The sequence below is a fragment of the Flavobacterium sp. PL11 genome, from assembly GCF_035985025.1.
Classification (GTDB): domain Bacteria; phylum Bacteroidota; class Bacteroidia; order Flavobacteriales; family Flavobacteriaceae; genus Flavobacterium.
The window spans coordinates 128,910-149,501 of the sequence record NZ_JAXCIA010000006.1 but is presented as its reverse complement, the minus strand read 5'-3'; the positions used below and the strand labels follow the sequence as shown (position 1 = coordinate 149,501).

The 20,592-nt window shown below is 31.5% G+C and carries 21 protein-coding genes and 1 pseudogene; 17 read left to right on the top strand and 5 right to left on the bottom strand.

The features are described 5' to 3' along the window. Positions 1 to 176: 176 nt before the first annotated feature. On the bottom strand, positions 177 to 425 hold the full coding sequence (locus RCH18_RS05280) for a hypothetical protein (RefSeq protein WP_326935706.1): 249 nt from the start codon (positions 423 to 425) through the stop codon (positions 177 to 179). Positions 426 to 479: 54 nt separating this feature from the next. Then, a complete protein-coding gene (locus RCH18_RS05275) occupies positions 480 to 971 on the bottom strand; it encodes a sigma-70 family RNA polymerase sigma factor (RefSeq protein WP_326935705.1) in 492 nt (163 codons plus the stop codon). Positions 972 to 1,097: 126 nt separating this feature from the next. Between RCH18_RS05275 and RCH18_RS05270 the strand changes: the two genes are divergently transcribed. The 8 genes from RCH18_RS05270 (at position 1,098) to sufD (ending at position 7,879) form a co-directional block, all read left to right on the top strand. Next, positions 1,098 to 2,426 carry an OmpA family protein gene (locus tag RCH18_RS05270; protein ID WP_326935704.1) on the top strand — a complete coding sequence of 443 codons (1,329 nt, stop codon included), beginning with the start codon at positions 1,098 to 1,100 and terminating at the stop codon, positions 2,424 to 2,426. 545 nt (positions 2,427 to 2,971) lie between these two features. Further along, positions 2,972 to 3,301: a HesB/IscA family protein gene (locus RCH18_RS05265; RefSeq protein WP_326935703.1), complete on the top strand. Its 330-nt coding sequence runs from the start codon at positions 2,972 to 2,974 to the stop codon at positions 3,299 to 3,301. A gap of 50 nt (positions 3,302 to 3,351) precedes the next feature. Then, entirely contained in the window at positions 3,352 to 4,800 is a 1,449-nt protein-coding gene (sufB, locus tag RCH18_RS05260; protein WP_326935702.1) for a Fe-S cluster assembly protein SufB, read from the top strand. Positions 4,801 to 4,825: 25 nt separating this feature from the next. Further along, complete coding sequence (locus RCH18_RS05255; protein ID WP_326935701.1) at positions 4,826 to 5,032, top strand: DUF2683 family protein; 207 nt, start codon at positions 4,826 to 4,828, stop codon at positions 5,030 to 5,032. Next, on the top strand, positions 5,023 to 5,295 hold the full coding sequence (locus tag RCH18_RS05250) for a Txe/YoeB family addiction module toxin (RefSeq protein WP_326935700.1): 273 nt from the start codon (positions 5,023 to 5,025) through the stop codon (positions 5,293 to 5,295). Before RCH18_RS05255 ends, RCH18_RS05250 begins: the two co-directional genes overlap by 10 nt. A gap of 11 nt (positions 5,296 to 5,306) precedes the next feature. Then, complete coding sequence (sufC, locus tag RCH18_RS05245) at positions 5,307 to 6,071, top strand: Fe-S cluster assembly ATPase SufC (RefSeq protein ID WP_326935699.1); 765 nt, start codon at positions 5,307 to 5,309, stop codon at positions 6,069 to 6,071. 9 nt (positions 6,072 to 6,080) lie between these two features. After that, positions 6,081 to 6,449, top strand: coding sequence for a four helix bundle protein (locus tag RCH18_RS05240; RefSeq protein ID WP_326935698.1), 369 nt, complete (start codon positions 6,081 to 6,083; stop codon positions 6,447 to 6,449). A gap of 113 nt (positions 6,450 to 6,562) precedes the next feature. Beyond that, the gene (sufD, locus tag RCH18_RS05235; protein ID WP_326935697.1) at positions 6,563 to 7,879 is read left to right on the top strand and encodes a Fe-S cluster assembly protein SufD; all 1,317 of its coding nucleotides are present in this window, start codon (positions 6,563 to 6,565) and stop codon (positions 7,877 to 7,879) included. A gap of 83 nt (positions 7,880 to 7,962) precedes the next feature. Here the strand turns inward: sufD and RCH18_RS05230 are convergent, their stop codons facing one another. Next, positions 7,963 to 9,309: a serine hydrolase domain-containing protein gene (locus tag RCH18_RS05230; RefSeq protein WP_326935696.1), complete on the bottom strand. Its 1,347-nt coding sequence runs from the start codon at positions 9,307 to 9,309 to the stop codon at positions 7,963 to 7,965. Positions 9,310 to 9,541: 232 nt separating this feature from the next. Here RCH18_RS05230 and RCH18_RS05225 point away from each other — a divergent pair, with 232 nt between their 5' ends. The 7 genes and pseudogenes from RCH18_RS05225 (at position 9,542) to RCH18_RS05195 (ending at position 14,097) form a co-directional block, all read left to right on the top strand. After that, positions 9,542 to 10,756, top strand: coding sequence for an aminotransferase class V-fold PLP-dependent enzyme (locus tag RCH18_RS05225; protein WP_326935695.1), 1,215 nt, complete (start codon positions 9,542 to 9,544; stop codon positions 10,754 to 10,756). A gap of 2 nt (positions 10,757 to 10,758) precedes the next feature. Next, positions 10,759 to 11,196, top strand: a complete 438-nt coding sequence (locus RCH18_RS05220; RefSeq protein WP_326935694.1) for a hypothetical protein — start codon at positions 10,759 to 10,761, stop codon at positions 11,194 to 11,196. A 24-nt stretch (positions 11,197 to 11,220) separates the two neighbouring features. Further along, complete coding sequence (locus RCH18_RS05215; protein WP_326935693.1) at positions 11,221 to 11,640, top strand: SufE family protein; 420 nt, start codon at positions 11,221 to 11,223, stop codon at positions 11,638 to 11,640. A 76-nt stretch (positions 11,641 to 11,716) separates the two neighbouring features. Beyond that, positions 11,717 to 12,025, top strand: a pseudogene (locus tag RCH18_RS05210) (GxxExxY protein). A 218-nt stretch (positions 12,026 to 12,243) separates the two neighbouring features. Then, positions 12,244 to 12,567, top strand: a complete 324-nt coding sequence (locus RCH18_RS05205; protein ID WP_326935692.1) for an SUF system Fe-S cluster assembly protein — start codon at positions 12,244 to 12,246, stop codon at positions 12,565 to 12,567. Positions 12,568 to 12,645: 78 nt separating this feature from the next. Continuing rightward, the gene (locus RCH18_RS05200) at positions 12,646 to 13,158 is read left to right on the top strand and encodes a DUF2480 family protein (RefSeq protein ID WP_326935691.1); all 513 of its coding nucleotides are present in this window, start codon (positions 12,646 to 12,648) and stop codon (positions 13,156 to 13,158) included. Between the two features lie 90 nt (positions 13,159 to 13,248). Then, complete coding sequence (locus tag RCH18_RS05195; protein ID WP_326935690.1) at positions 13,249 to 14,097, top strand: DUF3078 domain-containing protein; 849 nt, start codon at positions 13,249 to 13,251, stop codon at positions 14,095 to 14,097. Positions 14,098 to 14,231: 134 nt separating this feature from the next. Here the strand turns inward: RCH18_RS05195 and RCH18_RS05190 are convergent, their stop codons facing one another. Then, positions 14,232 to 15,536, bottom strand: coding sequence for a DUF819 family protein (locus RCH18_RS05190; RefSeq protein ID WP_326935689.1), 1,305 nt, complete (start codon positions 15,534 to 15,536; stop codon positions 14,232 to 14,234). A gap of 584 nt (positions 15,537 to 16,120) precedes the next feature. Beyond that, positions 16,121 to 16,432, bottom strand: coding sequence for a hypothetical protein (locus RCH18_RS05185; protein WP_326935688.1), 312 nt, complete (start codon positions 16,430 to 16,432; stop codon positions 16,121 to 16,123). A gap of 967 nt (positions 16,433 to 17,399) precedes the next feature. Here RCH18_RS05185 and metG point away from each other — a divergent pair. Next, a complete protein-coding gene (gene metG, locus RCH18_RS05180) occupies positions 17,400 to 19,496 on the top strand; it encodes a methionine--tRNA ligase (protein WP_326935687.1) in 2,097 nt (698 codons plus the stop codon). 491 nt (positions 19,497 to 19,987) lie between these two features. After that, entirely contained in the window at positions 19,988 to 20,566 is a 579-nt protein-coding gene (locus tag RCH18_RS05175; protein ID WP_326935686.1) for a transposase, read from the top strand. Positions 20,567 to 20,592: the final 26 nt, after the last annotated feature.

Here is a 20,592-nt window from a genome sequence, read left to right as displayed (position 1 = left end):
CAGGGGGTTCTATTTTGAAAATCACGATTTAAAGGCAATAAAGTCAATGGAATTAAGGAAATTTATTTAGTCCTAAAACGTTTAGGACAGGATTGTTTTTAAATCTATTTATTAAGCATAAAAATTTAAAAATATTTATATAAGGTTTTTCGATATTTAGCAAAAAACACCTAAGTTTAAGAAACGATTATTGAAGATTTAGCCTTTAGTAATGTAGCCTCAAAATATTGCAACTCCTTTTTTAAAGCTTCTCTTTCATTTAAAAGAATAGCTTTTTTTAAATGTTTTTGAAAAACAAACTCCAAAGTACACTTAGAATCACTTTGCAGTAAAACATGTATTTGTTTTTGGTCTTCTATCGAAAGAATTTCAGTAAAAAAATTCTCTAATAACTCATCCTCATTCATTTCATTGTGATTTTTCAATTTCTTTATTCATTATCTCTTTTAATTGTTTTAAACATCTTGCTTTTTGACTTTTTAAACATCTTTATTTGTATAATTCAACTGAGTTTTAATTTCATCGAGTTTTTTTCCTTCGTAATAAAAAAGATGTAAAATTTTTTGACATTGTTTACCTAATTTTTTAAAATTGGTTTGTAAACTTTTGATACTTTTATCATCATACATTTCTTCGTTACCACATTCAATTAGCTTTGCCATTTGAAAATCATAATCTATAGATACATTTCTGTTGAGCGCTTTTAGTTTCCTGTAAATCATATACTTACCAATGGAGAAAAGATAGGTAGATAACCCACATTGTAATGTGTCAATAGTTCCTTTTTTAGCATTTTCACACAAGGCAACAATACTGTCTTGATAAATATCTAACACATCATCTACTAATAAGTCATATTTTAGCGCATAAGATAAAAATGCATTTTTGTTATCTACATAAACCTTATGGATAATGTCTTTATTTCCTTCTTTCAGATGCTCGATTATTGTTAAATTATGTATTTTGCCCATCAGTGTAGCTTTTACTCAAAAGTAAACATAATATAGTATTAAATTATTCTTATCAGCATGTTTACCTTTTCTTTTTTTTGATACTAATCTAATAATCTGAATGTTAAATCTAAAAAAGAAACTGTCATGAAAAAGTACACAATTTTTATAATCATTCTATTTATAACAGCTAATGGCTTTTCTCAACAGACTGTTGGTGGCAAAATTTTAAAAAATAGTAAGGATAAAACTTATCAACGCGGTGAAAAGAAAGGTAGCGAAGGTATTGATGATGCTTTAGACAAAGTAGAAGATGGAATCAAAAACATCTTTAAGAAAAAAAATAAAAGTAATACGAATAATAAAATTGAAGAAGGGAATAACAATTCACAAGATAAAGAATTATCGAAGGGAAATTCTTCGTCCAACACAGTAAGAAAAAACACTAAATTTGATTTTATTGCGGGTCAAAAACTAATAGGACTTGATGATTTTTCGACTACCAATATTGGGGATTTTCCATTAGGTTGGAATACTAATTCTTCGGCCGAGATTGTAACTTTCGACGGCAATGATCAGAAATGGCTTTCAATTACTAAAGATGGTTATTTTCAACCAGAGTTTATCAATACTATGCCAAATAACTTCACTATTGAATTTGAAGTGTATACACGTTATAGTAGCAATAACATCCTATATTATAGCTTTTATATAGCACCTTCTAAAAATCCCAAAAAAGATTTATCAGAAAAATATCTTGATAACTATTTTAAATTTAACTGGTATGCTTGCAGTAAATCAGCTGGTTTTATGGTTGTTGAAAAAACAGAAACAATTAATTCAAACAACGGATTAATGGTAAATGAATTAGCTTGTGGTAAAGATGCAAATGGTAAAGGTAAAGTTTCAAAATTTTCTTTGTGGAGACAAGATGGTAGACTTCGTATATATGTTGATGAAAATAAAGTGCTCGACTTACCACAAGCGTTTGATATGAAACAAAATTATACTGTGTTTAAGTTTGGTGCTGAGTATATGAATTATTCGAACGGTAGAGAAGTTGATGATGAATTTATGGTCTCTAACATTAGGTATGCAGTTGCTGGTGCAGATACCAGAAGTAAATTAATTACAGAAGGTCGTTTAGTAACTAATGGTATTTTATTTGACGTTAACAGTGATAATATAAAACCAGAAAGTGGCTCAGTATTAAAGGAAATTGGTACAACATTACAAGAAAATCCTTCTATTAGGGTAAAAATAATAGGCCATACCGATAATGATGGTGATGATAAAACAAATTTATCTTTATCTCAAAAAAGAGCAATAGCTATAAAAACTGCTTTAGAAAGCTTTTACGGCATTAATGCTTCCAGGTTAGAAACTGATGGTAAAGGAGAAAGTCAACCATTAAACAAAAATGCAAACGCTGCTGATAAAGCACAAAATAGAAGAGTTGAATTTGTAAAACTATAATTTATTAATAGATCTATTCATAATTAATTTTAATGTTAATCAAACTAATTTCGATTTTAATGATCAGAAGTTTCTTTTACTAATAGTTTTATATTTAATGAAATTTGATGAACAACACTCACTATTGGAATTCTGTATACAATACTAAATCAATTAGATATATACCGAATTGAGTAAAAAAAATTATTTTTTAGAATCGTAATAAACTTTTGTATTTACAAAAACAATTAATCTTATTGAAGTGCTACTGATAACTATTTATAAATTTTGACGCATAAAACAATTAGTGATTTTTACAATTTTTCTTTTCTAAAACAGTAGAGTATCTACATTATCAACTAGTTCATCAATTGATCGAAAGACAATATGTAATATATTTCTATGCTAAAGCTCAAGAATTGGCTGGGTATTTATTAAAATGAAATGTTTTGACGATTATATCATTTTTATCTATTTTGTGATTAGTTATAAAAATGTTATCCTTTGTTAAAAAAGATTTTTATATACTATCTTTGTCGTTAATTTAGACAAAATCAATATAAGCTATGATTAAAGTTTCTGACACTGCAAGAAAAAAAATCATCGATCTAATGAAAGATGATGGTTTTGATGCTGCTATAGACTATGTAAGAGTCGGTGTAAAAAGCGGCGGATGTTCTGGATTATCTTATGATTTAAAATTTGATAAGGCCAAAAATGAAGAAGATAAAATCTTCATTGATAATGATATAACTATTGCGGTAGAAAAAAAATCTTTTTTATACTTAGCGGGAACTATATTAGAATTTTCAGGAGGAATAAACGGAAAAGGATTTGTTTTTAATAACCCAAACGCTAATAGAACTTGTGGATGTGGAGAGAGTTTTTCGCTCTAATTATAACATTCTTTAGTGATTCTAAAAGCTAAAGAGCTAAAAAAAATAATATGCCAAAATATACAGAAGACGATTTAAAAATCGAACTCGAAACTAAAGAATATGAGTACGGATTTTACACTGAGTTGGAAGCAGAGACATTTCCTGTAGGTTTAAATGAAGATATAGTTCGAGCGATATCGCACAAAAAAGGAGAGCCACAATGGATGACTGATTGGCGTCTTGAAGCATACCGTGCTTGGGAGCAAATGATAGAGCCAGAGTGGGCAAATGTACATTATGTGAAGCCTGATTTTCAAGCTATTTCCTATTATTCAGCTCCAAAGGCAGTGGATCCTAATAAAACACTTGATGATGTAGATCCTGAACTTTTAGAAATGTATAAGAAATTAGGAATTTCTGTTGACGAACAAAAAATGATGAACAATGTTGCTATGGATATTGTTGTCGATTCAGTTTCGGTAGCCACTACTTTCAAGAAAACATTAGGGGAGAAAGGAATAATATTTATGAGTATTTCTGAAGCTATAAAAGAACATCCAGAATTAGTTCGTAAATATTTAGGTACCGTTATTCCGCAAAAAGATAATTTTTATGCAGCATTAAATTCAGCCGTATTCTCAGATGGTTCTTTTTGTTATATCCCCAAAGGAGTTCGTTGTCCAATGGAACTTTCCACTTATTTTAGAATCAATCAAGCAGGAACAGGACAGTTTGAAAGAACTTTACTAATTGCTGATGAAGGAAGTTATGTTTCGTACTTAGAAGGTTGTACCGCTCCAAGCAGGGATGAAAATCAATTGCACGCTGCATGCGTTGAATTAATTGCGTTAGATGATGCTGAAATTAAATATTCTACTGTTCAAAACTGGTATCCAGGAAATAAAGAAGGAAAAGGCGGCGTTTATAACTTTGTGACAAAAAGAGGAATCTGTGAGAAAAACGCAAAAATTTCTTGGACACAAGTAGAAACAGGATCAGCAATTACATGGAAATATCCATCGGTGATCTTAAAAGGAGATCATTCAACTGGTGAATTTTACTCCATTGCTGTCACTAATAATTTTCAACAGGCTGATACGGGAACAAAAATGATTCATTTAGGTAAAAACACTAAATCGACAATTATTTCTAAAGGTATTTCTGCGGGAAAATCGCAAAATAGTTACCGTGGTTTAGTTAAAATTGGACCAAATGCAGATAACGCAAGAAACTTTTCACAATGTGACTCGTTATTAATGGGAAATAATTGTGGTGCACATACTTTTCCATATATAGAAACTAAAAACCCAACTGCCAAAATAGAGCACGAGGCTACAACTTCAAAAATTGGTGAAGACCAAGTTTTTTATTGTAACCAACGTGGGATTCCAACTGAAAAAGCAATAGCTTTGATTGTAAATGGTTTTAGTAAAGATGTTTTAAATAAGTTGCCAATGGAGTTTGCCGTTGAAGCACAAAAATTGTTAGAGATTAGTTTAGAAGGATCAGTAGGTTAGAAAATTTATTTAAATTTAAATAGCTATGGATATTGTTTTAAGAAATGTAAAGAAGAAAGATTTTCCAGTGTTAAAATCATTGGCAAAGTCGCTTGGATTTGAAATTATTGAAAAAATTGAAAAGCCCTACAACCCTGAGTTTGTAAAAGAAATTTTAGAAGCTGAACAAAGTATCAAAGACGGCAAAGGGATCAAAATGACTCTTGAGGAAATTCAAGATTTATGCAGATAGTATTTACAACAAAAGCGAGGAAGGATTTAGATTTCTGGATAAAATCCGGAAATAAAATCATCTTGAGTAAGATTGCTAATTTAATAGAGGATATACAATTGCATCCTTTTAAAGGAATCGGAAAACCAGAACAATTGAAACATCAACTTTCTGGAAGATGGTCTCGGAGAATAAATCAAGAACATCGCATTGTATATAAAGTTACTGAAGAAAACACAATAGAAATTTTAGACATTTTATCACTGAAAGGTCATTACGAATAAATAAAGACAACATGTTATCAATAAAAAATTTACATGCCACAATTGGCGATAAAGAAATATTAAAAGGTATAAACCTTGAAGTAAAAGCAGGAGAAGTTCATGCAATAATGGGACCAAACGGTGCTGGTAAAAGTACTTTGGCATCGATCGTTGCAGGAAACGAAAACTACGAAGTAACAAGTGGAGAAATTTCATTAGATGGAGAAGATTTAGCTGATATGGCTCCCGAAGAAAGAGCACATAAAGGAGTATTTCTGTCATTTCAATATCCAGTAGAAATTCCAGGAGTTTCTGTAACGAACTTTATAAGAACTGCTATTAATGAGACCCGTAAAGCCCAAGGTCTGGAAGAAATGCCAGCGAACCAAATGCTAAAAGTAATTCGTGAAAAATCAGAATTGTTAGAAATAGACAGAAAATTTCTATCTCGTTCGCTTAACGAAGGTTTCTCTGGTGGAGAGAAAAAACGCAATGAAATTTTCCAAATGGCAATGTTAGAACCAAAATTAGCAATTCTTGATGAAACTGATTCTGGACTTGACATTGATGCCTTACGTATCGTTGCTAGCGGTGTAAATAAATTGAAAAGTGATAAAAATGCAGTTGTTATAATAACACACTATCAAAGATTATTAGATTATATCGTTCCTGATTTTGTTCACGTTCTTATGGACGGAAAAATTGTAAAATCTGGCGACGCCAGCCTAGCTTTAGAATTAGAAGAAAAAGGATACGATTGGATTAAAACCGAGGTAGTCGAAAGTCAAAAGTCTTAAAGTTGAAAGATGGGGAAATTCAGTTCATTTGAAGAAATTAAATCTTGGCAAAAATCAAGAATTTTTAATAAAAAAATATATCAAATTACTGAACACCCAAACTTTAAGAAAGATTTTGATTTTATAAGGCAGATAAGGCGCGCATCTATTTCAATTTCTTCTAACATCGCAGAAGGTTTTGAAAGAAATACAGATAAAGAATTTATTTATTTTTTATATGTTGCAAAAGCGTCTGCAGGCGAAGTACGCTCGCAAATCTACTTAGCTTTTGATCTGCAATACATAACAAATCAAGAGTTTCACGAACTTTTAGAATCAGTTACCGAAATATCAAAACTATTAAGTGGTTTTATAAAATACTTGAGTCCAAAGTTGTAAGCATATTATTCTTAATATAATTAAAAACTTTTCAAGTTGTTAACCATCAATAAAATTTAGTTGTAATTTAAAGTCTTTTGACTTTAGACTTTCAACTTTAAGACTAAAATAAAATGGATTTAAAAGAAAAATTACTAGCCTCATTCATGGCGTTTGAAGAGCGCGTTGATGTTCATTCAGAACTGCACGATGTAAGAACAGCAGCCATTGAAAATTTTGAAAATAAAGGCTTCCCGTCTAAAAAAGAGGAAGCATGGAAATACACATCCCTAAATTCAATACTAAAAAATGATTTTACTGTTTTTCCAAAACATGAAAACTCAATTGAGTTTAGTCAAGTTCGTAAATACTTTTTAAATGAAGTAGACACTTATAAGGTTGTATTTGTAGATGGTGTTTTTAGTTCGCATTTATCATCAACAACGCATGAAGGTATCGACGTATGTTTGATGGCTTCAGCATTAAATAAATCAAAATATAAACCTGTTATTGACAAATATTTCAATCAAATTGCGAATAAAGAAGAGAGCTTAACTTCTCTTAATACGGCTTTCGCCAATGAAGGAGTGTACGTCAACATTCCCAAAAACAAAATCGCAGAAAAGCCTATTGAAATCATGTATTTTTCCACAGGCAGTGAAGCAGCGCTTTTAGTTCAACCAAGAAATTTGGTGATTGTGGGTGAAAACTCGCATGTACAAATTGTTGAACGCCACCAAAGTTTGAATGAAAATCCTGTATTAACTAATTCAGTTACTGAAATTTTTGCTGAAAAACGTGCCATTATTGATTATTACAAAATTCAAAATGACACATTAGAAGCAAATTTAATTGATAATACTTTCGTTTCTCAACAACAAGAAAGTCACGTTGCGGTGCATACTTTCTCTTTCGGAGGTAATTTAACCCGAAATAACTTGAATTTTTATCACTTTGGCGAAAGATTGACAAGTACATTAAACGGAATTACCATTATTGGTGAAAAGCAACATGTAGATCACTATACTTTAGTGCACCATGCTGCTCCAAATTGCGAAAGTTTCCAAGATTATAAAGGAATTTATTCTGATCGATCAACAGGGGTTTTCAACGGAAAAATTTATGTAGAAAAAGACGCTCAAAAAACAAATGCTTTCCAAAAAAGCAATAATATATTGTTGAGCGACAAAGCAACCATTAATGCCAAACCACAATTAGAGATTTTTGCAGATGATGTGAAATGTTCTCACGGTTGTACAGTAGGGCAATTAGATGAAACTGCATTGTTCTACATGCAGCAACGCGGAATTCCACAAAAAGAAGCTAAGGCATTATTGATGTATGCATTCTCGAATGTTGTTATTGAAAATATAAAAATACCAGAATTAAAACAAAGAATTACAAAAATTATTGCATCTAAATTAGGAGTGAAAATGGGATTTGATTTATAAATATTTTTTTTTATAATACTTTAACCCTTTCAGAGTTCAAAACTTTGAAAGGGTTTTTTAATGGAAATTGTCCATATATAAATTTATTTCTTCAAACTTCTAATAATTTCTTTAAACATTTTATTAAAATCAAATTCCGGGTTCTCTTTTAATCCCATTCTAACGATTACCAAATCTAGTGATGGAATAATCACAACCATCTGCCCCTGAAAACCACCGCAATAATACATGTCTCTAGGAACGTCTGGAAATTTACCACCACTGTTCAACCAAAAATGTCCACCATAATCACCATTTGAAGTATTGGTAGGAGTTGCAGTATATGTAGCCCAACTTTCATTAAATATTTGTTCACCGTTCCAGTTTCCTTTGTGTAAATACAATAATCCAAATTTTGCCCAATCTCTTGTTGTTGCCCAACCATAAGATGAACCAACATAATTCCCCTTCATATCCGTTTCTAGGATCATCGAGTTCATGCCTATTTTATCAATCAAAGCACCGTACCAAAAATCAAGATATTCTTGGTGCGTTTTAAACTGCTTTCGCAAAATCCCTGATAATAGATTTGTAGTTCCTGATGAATAGTTCCAATGCGTATTGGGTTTATAAGCAGCTGGCTTTTCTAGCTGTGAAATCGTCATATCCTCAGCTTGAAAAAGCATTTTAGTCGCATCACAAATTTTATCGTATTTCTCCTCCCACTCCAGACCAGAATTCATGTGTAGCAAATCATTTGTGGTGATACTTTTGCGTTCATCATTTGCCCATTCTGGAATTGGTGCTGGAGCATAAATATTCATTTTTCCTTGCTTTTCTAAAATTCCAAACATCGCACTGGTAATACTTTTTGTCATTGACCAACCTAGAATTTTACTTTCTTTATCAAAACCAACATCGTATTTCTCGGCTATAATTTTATCCTTATAAATAACTAAAAGGGAGCGTGTTCTCTTATCAATTTTACCTTCGGTATTAAAAGCATTGGCAACAGCTACATTTAATTTAGTGTAATCAATAGTATTAAAAATACTGTCTTTGGCTTCTAAATTTCCATAAGGAAAAGGTAAATTATTGATTGATAGGGTTCGTTTCGGAACTAAATATGGTTTTGAATCATCAAACTCATCATTGATTAATGTTGCTCCTAAACCTTCGCGATAAATGGCTTTTCGCTCTTTTAATCCATAAACTGAAGCAGTAGCAAACTTACCAGATTCGTTTATGCTATTCTTAGCCAAATCAATAAGATTGATATCATTGTCTCCTTTCTCAATCATTTCTTGAGAGCGATTGTCTATAAAATGACCTGAAGCAACACTTTTGGCTGAAAAGCCAGAAATCAAATCTAGTTTTGGATAGGATGTAATAGCAACATATAAAAACACGACAAAAATTCCAATACCCACGAACTTAAAAAATTTTTTCATAAACAATTATTTTGAAGCAATTTAATAAAAAAGAACTAGAATTAGATAGCATTAGTACGAAGAGAAAATGAGGTTTTATTAACAAACGTTTTCCAAAAATTAAGTGCATTTTTACTACTTTTGTATTTAGATAAATTCTAAATAGTAGATAGAAATTTCAGAAGAGTTTATCACCTAAAACAATAGCTATTGCGTCCATAAAAACCGATAGAAATATTTAAAAAAAAGGTACATGTTAGATATAAATAAAATTAGAGCCGACTTCCCAATCCTTTCACAGAAAGTGAATGGAAAACCATTAGTTTATTTCGATAACGGAGCCACATCGCAAAAACCGCAGGTTGTAATTGATGCGATTTCCAAATATTATCAGGAAATTAATGCTAATATTCATCGTGGTGTGCACACTTTGAGCCAACTTGCAACGGATGCTTACGAAATTTCAAGAGGGAAAATCCAAAAACATATTAACGCTGAGTTTGCACATGAAGTTCTTTTTACTTCAGGAACGACTCATGGAATCAATTTAGTTACTAACGGCTTTGCCTCTATTTTAAAAGAAGGCGATGAAATCCTAGTTTCGGCATTAGAACATCATAGTAATATTGTACCATGGCAAATGTTATGCGAGAAAACTGGAGCAGTTTTACGTGTCATTCCGATGAATCAAGAAGGTGAATTGATTATGGAAGAGTATGATAAACTACTTTCAAGCAAAACTAAAATAGTTACCGTCAATCATATTTCAAATGCTCTTGGAACTGTTAATCCTATTAAATACATGATTGATAAAGCGCACGCAGTTGGCGCTGCAATCTTAATTGATGGTGCACAAGCCGTTCCACACCTTAAACCTGATGTACAAGAATTGGATTGTGATTTCTACGTTTTTTCAGGACATAAAATATGTGGACCTACAGGAACTGGTATTTTATATGGAAAAGAAGCTTGGCTAAATAAACTACCGCCCTATCAAGGTGGTGGCGAAATGATCAAGGAAGTGAGTTTTGAAAAAACAACTTACGCTGAATTACCTCATAAATTTGAGGCTGGAACACCAAATGTTGCTGGCGGAATCGTGCTAGGAACCGCAATTGATTACATGAATGAAGTTGGTTTTGACAACATTCAACAACAAGAAAAAGAATTATTAGAATACGGAACAAAGCGTTTATTAGAAATTGAGGGTTTAAAAATTTTTGGTACAGCCAAAGAAAAAACATCTGTGATTTCGTTTAATATTGAAGGAATTCATCCGTATGATATAGGTACCATCGTGGACAAATTAGGAATTGCAGTGCGAACAGGCCATCATTGTGCGCAACCGATCATGACTTTCTACGATATTCCAGGAACCATTAGAGCTTCCTTTGCGTTTTATAATACTACCGAGGAAATTGATATGATGGTTGCAGCAATTAAAAGGGCTCAAATGATGTTATCTTAAAAATGATGAAAATTCTAACTGCATTTTTTTTTCTTATTTTTTTAGGTAAAGGATGTGATGGTGTCACTGCTCAAGATATGAAAACTGCAGTTATTGAATACACTGCTTCTAGTCGTGGTTTTTATCAAAAGATCACTGTAAATAATCAAACCGTCACGATTTCAAAAGATAGAAATGATGATAATAAATCGATTCTCTTAAAAATAAATGCTTCAGATTGGAACGAGTTGGTTTCCTATTTTAAAGAAGTACAATTAGATCAAATGGTTAAATTAAAAGCCCCTACAGAAAAACGTTTTTATGGTGGTGCGGCTATAGCCAATTTAAAAATTACCTTTGACGAGAAAGACTATGAAACGCCTAATTTTGATCATGGCTTTCCACCAAAAGAAATCAAGCAGCTGGTAGATAAAGTCAACTCATTAATTAAAAAAGAATAAAACCGACACAAAATTCAGCTTACTATGAAAATTAAAGAAATACAGAACGAAATTGTTGATGAGTTTTCCATGTTTGACGACTGGATGGAACGATATGAATATATTATTGAACTCGGCAAAAAACTTCCATTAATCAAAGAAGAATTTAAAACCGAAAACAATATCATTAAAGGTTGCCAATCTAAAGTGTGGTTACAAGGCGAACAAAATGATGATACAATTGTTTTTACAGCTGATAGTGATGCAATATTGACTAAAGGAATCATTGCGATTTTAATTCGTACCTTTTCCAATCAAAAAGCAACTGATATTTTAGAGGCTGATATGAATTTTATCGATGAAATAGGATTGAAAGAACATTTATCTCCTACTCGCGCTAATGGATTAGTATCAATGATCAAAAATATTAAGATGTATGCTTTAGCATTTGACTCAAAAAATTAAAATAGATTTTAGTTTTTTTAAAACATATAAGTCAGATAAGTTTTTCAAAAGATTCAATTGAAATAATTCGATAATTATGAATTTTACAAAAGCATTTTTAAAAGATTTAGTTTATCAGGTTAATGGTGCATCAATTGAAGTTCATAAAAGTATTGGTCCTGGCCTTCTAGAAGGTGTATATCATCAATGCCTTAAAAAAGAATTAGAATTACGAAAAATAAACTTTTTATCTGAATTGATAGTGCCGTTAAAATAGAAAGGATTTGAGTTGGAATCTAAGTTAAGATGCGACTTATTTGTTGAAAATGCACTAGTGGTAGAATTAAAATCAGTTAGTGAATTTAATCCTATTTTTGAAGCCCAACTTTTAACTTATATGAACTAATTAAACTCACCTATTGGGTTATTGATAAATTTTAACGTAAAAAATATATTTTACGAAGGTCAAAAAACCTTGGTAAATAAATTATATACTAATCCCGAAGATTAGATAAAACGTAATAATATTTAACTACATTTTAAAATTAACGAAAAATAAAAAACTAACATGACTTATCTGTTTAAAACAGAAGTAATATATCTAAAAATCAAAAATTAATAAAAATGGAACAAGAAATAGACACCACAGAATTAGGAGAATCAATCGTAAAAACGTTAAAAACAATTTACGATCCAGAGATTCCTGTTGACATATATGAATTAGGTTTAATTTACGATGTAATGGTCAACACTGATTACGAAGTAAAAATCCTAATGACACTTACTTCTCCAAATTGCCCAGTAGCGGAAAGTCTACCACGAGAAGTAGAAGACAAAGTGAAATCTATAGCAAATGTGAAAGATGCTGAAGTTGAAATCACTTTCGATCCACCGTGGAGCAAAGATTTAATGAGTGAAGAAGCAAAATTAGAATTAGGAATGCTATAATTAGTCATAAAGTTAAAAGTCATAAAGTCTGCAATGAGTACCTTTATGACTTTTGACCTTCGACTTTAAAACTTAGATATGGAAGAAATAGTTAATAAAGTAGCCAATAGTGTTTTAGTAGTTTTTGATCTCGAAGATTATTACCCAGCAGGCATTCGTGTACAAATAGATATCTCGCAATGGCTGATAGAGGGATTTTTATTAAAAGAAAAAGACTTTAGAGAATCACTTAAAAATCATGATTGGTCACAATATCAAGATCGATATGTGGCTATAAATTGTAGTACAGATGCTATTGTACCCGCTTGGGCATCCATTTTAGTTGCAATTCACTTAGCACCCTTTGCTAAGAAAATTGTTAATGGTAAAATAGAGGATTTAGAATCTTCTCTTTATGAAGAATTGCTATCTAAAATTGATTACTCCGTTTATACAAATAAGCCTATGATAATTAAAGGTTGTGCTAAAAAACCTGTACCCACGAGAGCTTATGTCTTAGCGGCACATTATTTACAACCATTTGCAAGAAGTATAATGTATGGTGAAGCATGTTCAGCAGTTCCTTTGTTTAAAGCCGATAGAAAAGTATGATCTCTTTAGATTATAATTTCATAATATAAATTATTTACAGTTTAAAGCAATAATTATTTATTTTTGACAAAACTTTCAACTATGAATTTCATGAAAAAAGAGATAGTTACTTTACTTTTATTCTTAACTTTTATTGCTGTTGATGCTCAAGAAACGGTAAAAGACACTACAAACTTGTGGACAAGAAATGGAAACGTTTCTTTACTTTTTAATCAAACAGCTTTTAATAAACAATGGTTAGGGGGTGGAACTTCAAATATTGCTGGAAACTTAGGAGTAAACTATGACTTCAATTATAAAAACGGAGATGTTGTTTGGGATAATAAATTCATTTTAGCTTATGGTTTAAGCAAAATTAAAGATGATGAGAAAATAGCAAAAACTGATGACCGTTTAGAGATGAACTCTCTTTGGGGTAAGAAGATAAATGGTCAATGGTATTACTCTATGTTTTTTAATTTTAAAACCCAAATGGATACAGGATTAGATAAAAACATGATTAAAATTTCGCATTTCTTTTCCCCTGCCTATTTCCAGTTGGGTCCAGGTATCTTATGGAAAAAAAACGATAATTTAAGTGTTAATATTTCTCCAGCCACTACCAAATTGATTGTTGTTCATCGTCATCTCACAGAATCTGGACCTTCTTTTGGAGTATTAGAAGGAGATTCATCTCGGTTTGAATTTGGAGCAAGTATTTCAGCATATTATAAACTTAATGTGATGACCAATGTTTCTATTGAAAACAGGCTGAATTTGTATAGTAATTATTTAGATAATCCCCTAAATGTTGACATTGATTACCAAATGAATGTCATGATGAAAATTAATAAATATTTATCGGCTAATGTTGCCTTACAGGCTATTTACGATGATAACTCAATAAAAGCGGTACAAGTTCGAGAAGTATTTGGTCTTGGAGTAAATTACGGATTCTAATTTAAAATACATTTATAAAAAATCCCTTTTGAAATTATATTTCAAAAGGGATTTTTTATAATTTTTAATAAAAATTATATTCTTATTCATATTTGACAACAAGTGTATGAATGGTAATAACTTTCTATCCCTTATTATTTTGGCGCAGCTATTTCCATTAAAAACGCTGCTAATAATGCACCGTAAGTTCCTATTACATATCCAAAGACAGCTAAAAGAACACCCACGCTCGCTAATGAAGGATGAAAAGCAGAAGCTACAATTGGTGCTGAAGCTGCTCCACCTATGTTTGCCTTACTTCCCACTGCAAGAAAAAAGTATGGTGCCTTGATTATTTTTGCAACGATAACTAAAAGTAAAACGTGAATTGACATCCAAATAAGCCCTACAACTAGCAATCCTGGATTACTCATCACAGATCCTAAATCCATTTTCATTCCGATGGAAGCTACTAAAATATAAATAAAAACGCTTCCTATTTTACTAGCTCCTGCACCTTCATATGTTTTTAGTTTAGTAAACGAAAATAAAATTCCTAACGCAGTAGCAATTGTTACCATCCAAAAAAAGCGATCTCCAAAAGTAGAAGCAAAACTCGTTTGATCATTTACAATTTCAAAATTAGCTTTTAATAAATCAGAAATTGAATTGCTCCCCCAGTGAGAAAGTCCCACTGCTGTAAAAGCTACGCCTAAAATTATCATCAAATCTGTAAGGGTTGGGTTTCTAGTTACATTGTCAGCATAAGCAGTCACCTTTTCTTTTAATTCCTCAATAGAACGATTATCAGCTTTCAACCATTTGTCTATTTTTTCTTTTCTTCCAATACCAAATAACAAGATAGCCATCCAAATATTAGCTACGACAATATCTACTAATACCATTGCACCATATTTTTCCTGATTGTATTGAAACACTTCAAGCATTGCAGCTTGATTTGCCCCACCGCCAATCCAGCTTCCCGCTATTGTTGAAAGTCCGCGCCATACGGCATCAAAGCCTGCACCACCCACTGTTTCTGGAGAAAAAATAGACATGATTAAAACGGCGAGTGGAGCACCAATAATTACACCAACTGTTCCTGTAAAAAACATTATTAAAGCTTTAGGACCTAATTTAAACATTGCTTTTAAATCAATACTCAAAGTCATTAAAACTAAAGCTGCTGGAAGTAAATATCGACTGGCAATAAAATATATAGATGATTTTTGTGTGATTATCTCTCCGTTTTCTCCTATTTCGCTCCATTCTGGTGAGATAATATTCAATGAACTAAATATAGATGGAAGTAAATAACACATTAAAAGCGACGGAAAAATGACATAGAATTTTTTCCAAAAGCCATCTTTAATAGAAGATGTATAGAATACAAAAGCTAACAATAACATTAATAATCCAAAAACTATTGTGTCATCGGTAATAAAAGGCGGGTTTTTCATAATTTTTAAATTTGCCTGCAAAGTAGGGAAATTCTAAATTATGTACGACATATTTTTAGTTGTTTTATTTAAACCTGTGATGACCTATAATAATGAAATTGCTATTTCTTTTTAATTATTTGACTGCCCTTGGTTTTTTAGTAAAAAAATAAAATATGACTCCACTGATGAAATATAAAATTACATCGATCCAATCTGCAGTGTAGCGTAAATTTATTTTAGGAAGATAAAATTCAAAATAAATAGAATAAGAGCAAGATAAAAAAACAATAAATTCTAGAGGTAATTTAAATGAAGCATCTTTCTTTAAATTTCTAATAATAAATTCAGTACCTCCAAGCACTAAAGGGATATATAGAAAATCATTTAAATAATTATTAATTAAATAGGGCAATGGAATATGCAAATGCTGCATAACAAAAACAACAAGTGCAATAAGAAACATTATAATATAAATCACAACTTGGTACATAAAAATCTTGAATAAATAATTTTAATTCTGCACTAATAAAGCAATTGAATAGCTTCCAACAGCTTTGCAAAATCTTTATGTTTGCAATTCTCTACAATTAGTAAATCTATCACTATCCTGCAGCTGCAGCCGTAACGGCAGCAATGATTCCGCCAATTATTACTGCAAAGAATAACCAAATGCCGTAAATGGTTTTAAAAAAATATCTTATAATAGAGTTAGGATTTTCTAAACCGTTTTTCAAAAACACCTCCACTTTGCTAGGCGGCTTTTCTTTTTCTTGCTTTACTTTTGCTTCTATCTTTTTTTCACTCTCCAGTTTGCGCTTTAAAACCACATCTAATAAAGCATCACAATTACTGCAATAATCATTATTGTAATTAATTGTGCCACATTCTAAACATTTTATATAAGATTTATTCATTTAATTTTTTAACATTACAACCTTCTAAAATCTTATATCGAACTGGTAAACAAAATTATGTTTATGAAATATAGCAATGATTATTACCCGATTTTAGAATTATATTACCAAGAACCAAAGTTAAGAAATTTATCTGTTTTAAAAGTCTAAGAAATACTATTGTATTTATAGTGTTGTAGTCGGTAAAAAAACAAAATCTAAATTTGTGATTTAAGTGTATAAGTTCATTGCAATCATTTATTTATAATTATAAAGTGCGCTGAATTTTTTAGAATGCTCCGTTGCAAACTGAAATTCACATCTTCAAAGTTGGAAACTTTGCGCAGCTGTGTTAATTTTAAGCTTAAATATTTAAGTTAATTGGAACCTTTTATTTATAATTATAACTGCGTTAAATTTAGGAGATTACTCAGTTACAAACTGAAATTCACATCCTCAAAGTTGGAAACTTTACGGAGCTAGATTTAGGGGATTACTCAGTTACAAACTGAAATTCACATTCTCAAAGTTGGAAACTTTACGGAGCTGGGGCGCTTCCGTAATTAATAATCCAATATATGATAAACATTCTCATATATCCAAGTGTTAAAACTATGAATGCCCTAGCCTGAATAGCAGCGACATCCTATTGTGCCGATCCCGAAACTTCGGGACGGCACAATATATAGAGCGGATAGCCGCAAATGGCTTCTAATTACTAATACTCTAACCCGGATAGTTGAAACATACTATTATGATGGAGATAGGTAAACTAGATTTAACGAATAAGCAGAAATAGTACATAATAACTAATACCCTGGCCCCAATAAAAACAACATCCTATTGTGCCGATCCCGAAACTTCGGGACAGCACATAAATAAAGCGAATAGCTGGAAATAGATTATAATTACTTCGTTACCCACATTGACAATTAATAATTAAACTTTCGATTCTAATGCTTATTTTTGCACTCAATAAAATTGAATCATGACACAGAATCCAAAAAGATATACGATTACAGCTGCCTTGCCTTATACAAACGGACCTATTCACATTGGCCATTTAGCCGGTGTTTACGTGCCTTCTGATATTTATTCTCGCTACTTACGTTTGCAAGGTAGAGATGTTTTATTTGTTTGCGGAAGCGACGAACACGGTGTAGCCATTTCAATGAAAGCTAAAAAAGAAGGGATTACGCCACAAGAAGTAATTGATAAATACGATGGAATTATTCGTAAATCTTTTATAGATTTTGGAATTTCATTTGATAATTATTCTCGAACTTCATCTAAAATACATCATGATACAGCTTCAGACTTTTTTACAACTTTATATGAAAAAGGCGATTTTATCGAGCAAATAACCGAACAATTATACGACGAAAAAGCAGATCAGTTTTTAGCAGATCGTTTTGTGGTAGGAACTTGCCCAAAATGTGGTAATGAAGAAGCTTATGGGGATCAATGTGAAAAATGCGGTTCTACGCTAAACGCGACGGATTTAATAAATCCAAAATCAACCATAACGGGAGAAACTCCTATTATGAAATCAACGAAACACTGGTTTTTACCTTTAGATCGGTATGAAGATTTCTTGAAAGAATGGATTCTTGTGGGACATAAAAACGACTGGAAACCTAATGTATATGGACAAGTAAAATCTTGGATCGATGGAGGATTAGAGCCTCGTGCTGTAACTCGTGATCTCGATTGGGGAATTGATGTTCCTGTAGAAGGTGCTGAAGGCAAGAAATTATATGTGTGGTTTGATGCTCCAATAGGCTATATTTCATCTAGTAAAGAATGGGCTTTACGCGAAGGAAAAGATTGGGAGCCCTACTGGAAAGATCAAGATACAAAACTAGTTCACTTTATAGGGAAAGATAATATCGTTTTTCATTGTATCATTTTCCCTGTGATGCTTAAAGCCGAAGGAAGCTTTATTTTACCGGATAATGTTCCCGCAAATGAGTTTTTGAATTTAGAAGGAAATAAATTATCGACATCTAAAAACTGGGCAGTTTGGTTGCATGAATATTTAGAAGATTTCCCAAATCAGCAAGATGTTTTGCGTTATGCTTTAACCTCAAATGCGCCAGAAACCAAGGATAATGATTTCACTTGGAAAGATTTTCAAGCTAGAAATAATAATGAATTAGTTGCGATTTACGGAAATTTTATAAACCGTGTTGTGGTATTGACCAATAAATATTACAATGGAGTTGTACCACAGCCAAGCCGCCTGATCCCCGAAAGAGGAACTGCAAACTTTACTGATTATGATAATGAAGTTTTAACCGAATTGAAAGCGTATCCAGCAGTGATTTCGAGCTCTCTTGAAAGATATAGATTTAGGGAAGCACTTGGTGAATTGATGAATGTTGCTCGTCTTGGAAATAAATATTTAGCTGACGAAGAGCCTTGGAAAGTAATCAAAGATAATCCGGAACGCGTGCAAACGCAAATGTATGTCGCTTTGCAAATCGCTGCCGCTTTGAGTTCGTTATGCGAACCTTTCTTGCCTTTTACAGCAACCAAATTATCCCGAATTTTAAATATAGAATCTCCTCTATCTTGGAATACGATTTCTGAAAATTCAGATTTGATTAAAGCAGGACATCAAATAAGCGGTCCCGAAGTTTCGGGAGAATTGCTATTTGCAAAAATCGAAGATGAAGAAATTCAAAAGCAAATAGACAAATTAGAAGCTACAAAAACAGCTAATAAAGCCGAGAATAAAGTAGTAGAATCACAAAAAGAAGCAATTCAATTTGATGATTTTGCTAAAATGGATTTGCGTGTAGGAACGATACTTGAAGCTACTAAAATGCCAAAAGCCAATAAGCTTTTGATTTTAAAAGTGGATACAGGAATAGACATTCGTACAATAGTTTCGGGAATTGCCGAAAGTTTCAAACCTGAAGATATCATTGGTAAAAAAGTGACTGTATTAGTAAATTTAGCTTCAAGAAACCTTCGTGGTGTTGAAAGTCAAGGAATGATTTTGATGACAACAAATGCAGAAGAAAAATTAGTTTTTGTAAATCCAGACGCTGATGCTGCAAATGGCGAAACGATAAATTAAAATATTTTTGTGTTATTTCGGGTAGAGACGTTGCATTGCAACGTCTCTTTTGTTTAGATTAGAATAACGCATTACAAATTCAACATCAATAATTTATTATAATAAAGTGTTTCGAAAAAAGGTATTGAAATTCATTATATTCGCACATTATCGAAACAAATGATACGTTGTATTGCAATTACTGTTATATACCAATAATATTAATGGATGAAAATTAGATGTTGGAATGACTGTTATATATGGATAAAAGCAGACGTTGCAATTACTGTTATATATTGATGCAAAATATGGATAAAAGCAGACGTTGCAATTACTGTTATACATTGATAATAAATATGGATAAAAGCAGACGTTGCAATTACTGTTATATATTGATGCAAAATATGGATGAAAAGCAGACGTTGCAGTGCAATGATTGTTATATATCGATAATAAATATGGATGAAAGCAGACGTTGCAGTGCAACGTCTCTACATTAAAAATGATATGATATGTCTGAAAAATTTCGAAACAAATATCGCGTTCCTTCTACTCGTTTGAATAATTGGGATTACGGGAAAAACGGGGCGTATTTTATAACAATATGCACTAAAAATCGCGAACATTTTTTTGGTGAAATTTTGTCTGTCAATAATAATAACGAAATGCAATTTACGGAAATTGGTGTGCTAGCTGATCAATTTTGGTCAGAAATTCCAAAACATTTTCCATTTGTGGAATTAGGAAATTTTCAAATAATGCCAAATCATGTTCATGGAATTTTAATAATTGATAAAAAAACTATTGTTGATGATATTGTCGTAGAGACTTTGCCATGCAACGTCTCTACCGAAAACAAAATAAAAAATATGAAAATGTCGAAAATTTCGCCAAGAAAAGGTACAATTTCTACCATTTTACGTTCCTATAAATCGGTGGTGACTAAGAACAGTCATTATATAAATGCAGATTTTGAATGGCAAGAAAGATTTCACGATATTATAATTCATAATTCGGCATCATTTGAAAGAATTCAAAATTATATAGAAAACAATGTGACCAACTGGAAAGAGGATAAATTTTACATCTAAAAAAGTAATTTAAAAATAAAAATTAT

Coding starts and splice junctions, on each gene's coding strand:
- RCH18_RS05275 (WP_326935705.1), bottom strand. CDS start 971: ATGGGCAAAATACATAATTTAACAATAATCGAGCATCTGAAAGAAGGA.
- RCH18_RS05270 (WP_326935704.1), top strand. CDS start 1,098: ATGAAAAAGTACACAATTTTTATAATCATTCTATTTATAACAGCTAAT.
- RCH18_RS05265 (WP_326935703.1), top strand. CDS start 2,972: ATGATTAAAGTTTCTGACACTGCAAGAAAAAAAATCATCGATCTAATG.
- sufB (WP_326935702.1), top strand. CDS start 3,352: ATGCCAAAATATACAGAAGACGATTTAAAAATCGAACTCGAAACTAAA.
- RCH18_RS05255 (WP_326935701.1), top strand. CDS start 4,826: ATGGATATTGTTTTAAGAAATGTAAAGAAGAAAGATTTTCCAGTGTTA.
- RCH18_RS05250 (WP_326935700.1), top strand. CDS start 5,023: ATGCAGATAGTATTTACAACAAAAGCGAGGAAGGATTTAGATTTCTGG.
- sufC (WP_326935699.1), top strand. CDS start 5,307: ATGTTATCAATAAAAAATTTACATGCCACAATTGGCGATAAAGAAATA.
- RCH18_RS05240 (WP_326935698.1), top strand. CDS start 6,081: ATGGGGAAATTCAGTTCATTTGAAGAAATTAAATCTTGGCAAAAATCA.
- sufD (WP_326935697.1), top strand. CDS start 6,563: ATGGATTTAAAAGAAAAATTACTAGCCTCATTCATGGCGTTTGAAGAG.
- RCH18_RS05230 (WP_326935696.1), bottom strand. CDS start 9,309: ATGAAAAAATTTTTTAAGTTCGTGGGTATTGGAATTTTTGTCGTGTTT.
- RCH18_RS05225 (WP_326935695.1), top strand. CDS start 9,542: ATGTTAGATATAAATAAAATTAGAGCCGACTTCCCAATCCTTTCACAG.
- RCH18_RS05220 (WP_326935694.1), top strand. CDS start 10,759: ATGATGAAAATTCTAACTGCATTTTTTTTTCTTATTTTTTTAGGTAAA.
- RCH18_RS05215 (WP_326935693.1), top strand. CDS start 11,221: ATGAAAATTAAAGAAATACAGAACGAAATTGTTGATGAGTTTTCCATG.
- RCH18_RS05205 (WP_326935692.1), top strand. CDS start 12,244: ATGGAACAAGAAATAGACACCACAGAATTAGGAGAATCAATCGTAAAA.
- RCH18_RS05200 (WP_326935691.1), top strand. CDS start 12,646: ATGGAAGAAATAGTTAATAAAGTAGCCAATAGTGTTTTAGTAGTTTTT.
- RCH18_RS05195 (WP_326935690.1), top strand. CDS start 13,249: ATGAAAAAAGAGATAGTTACTTTACTTTTATTCTTAACTTTTATTGCT.
- RCH18_RS05190 (WP_326935689.1), bottom strand. CDS start 15,536: ATGAAAAACCCGCCTTTTATTACCGATGACACAATAGTTTTTGGATTA.
- RCH18_RS05185 (WP_326935688.1), bottom strand. CDS start 16,432: ATGAATAAATCTTATATAAAATGTTTAGAATGTGGCACAATTAATTAC.
- metG (WP_326935687.1), top strand. CDS start 17,400: ATGACACAGAATCCAAAAAGATATACGATTACAGCTGCCTTGCCTTAT.
- RCH18_RS05175 (WP_326935686.1), top strand. CDS start 19,988: ATGTCTGAAAAATTTCGAAACAAATATCGCGTTCCTTCTACTCGTTTG.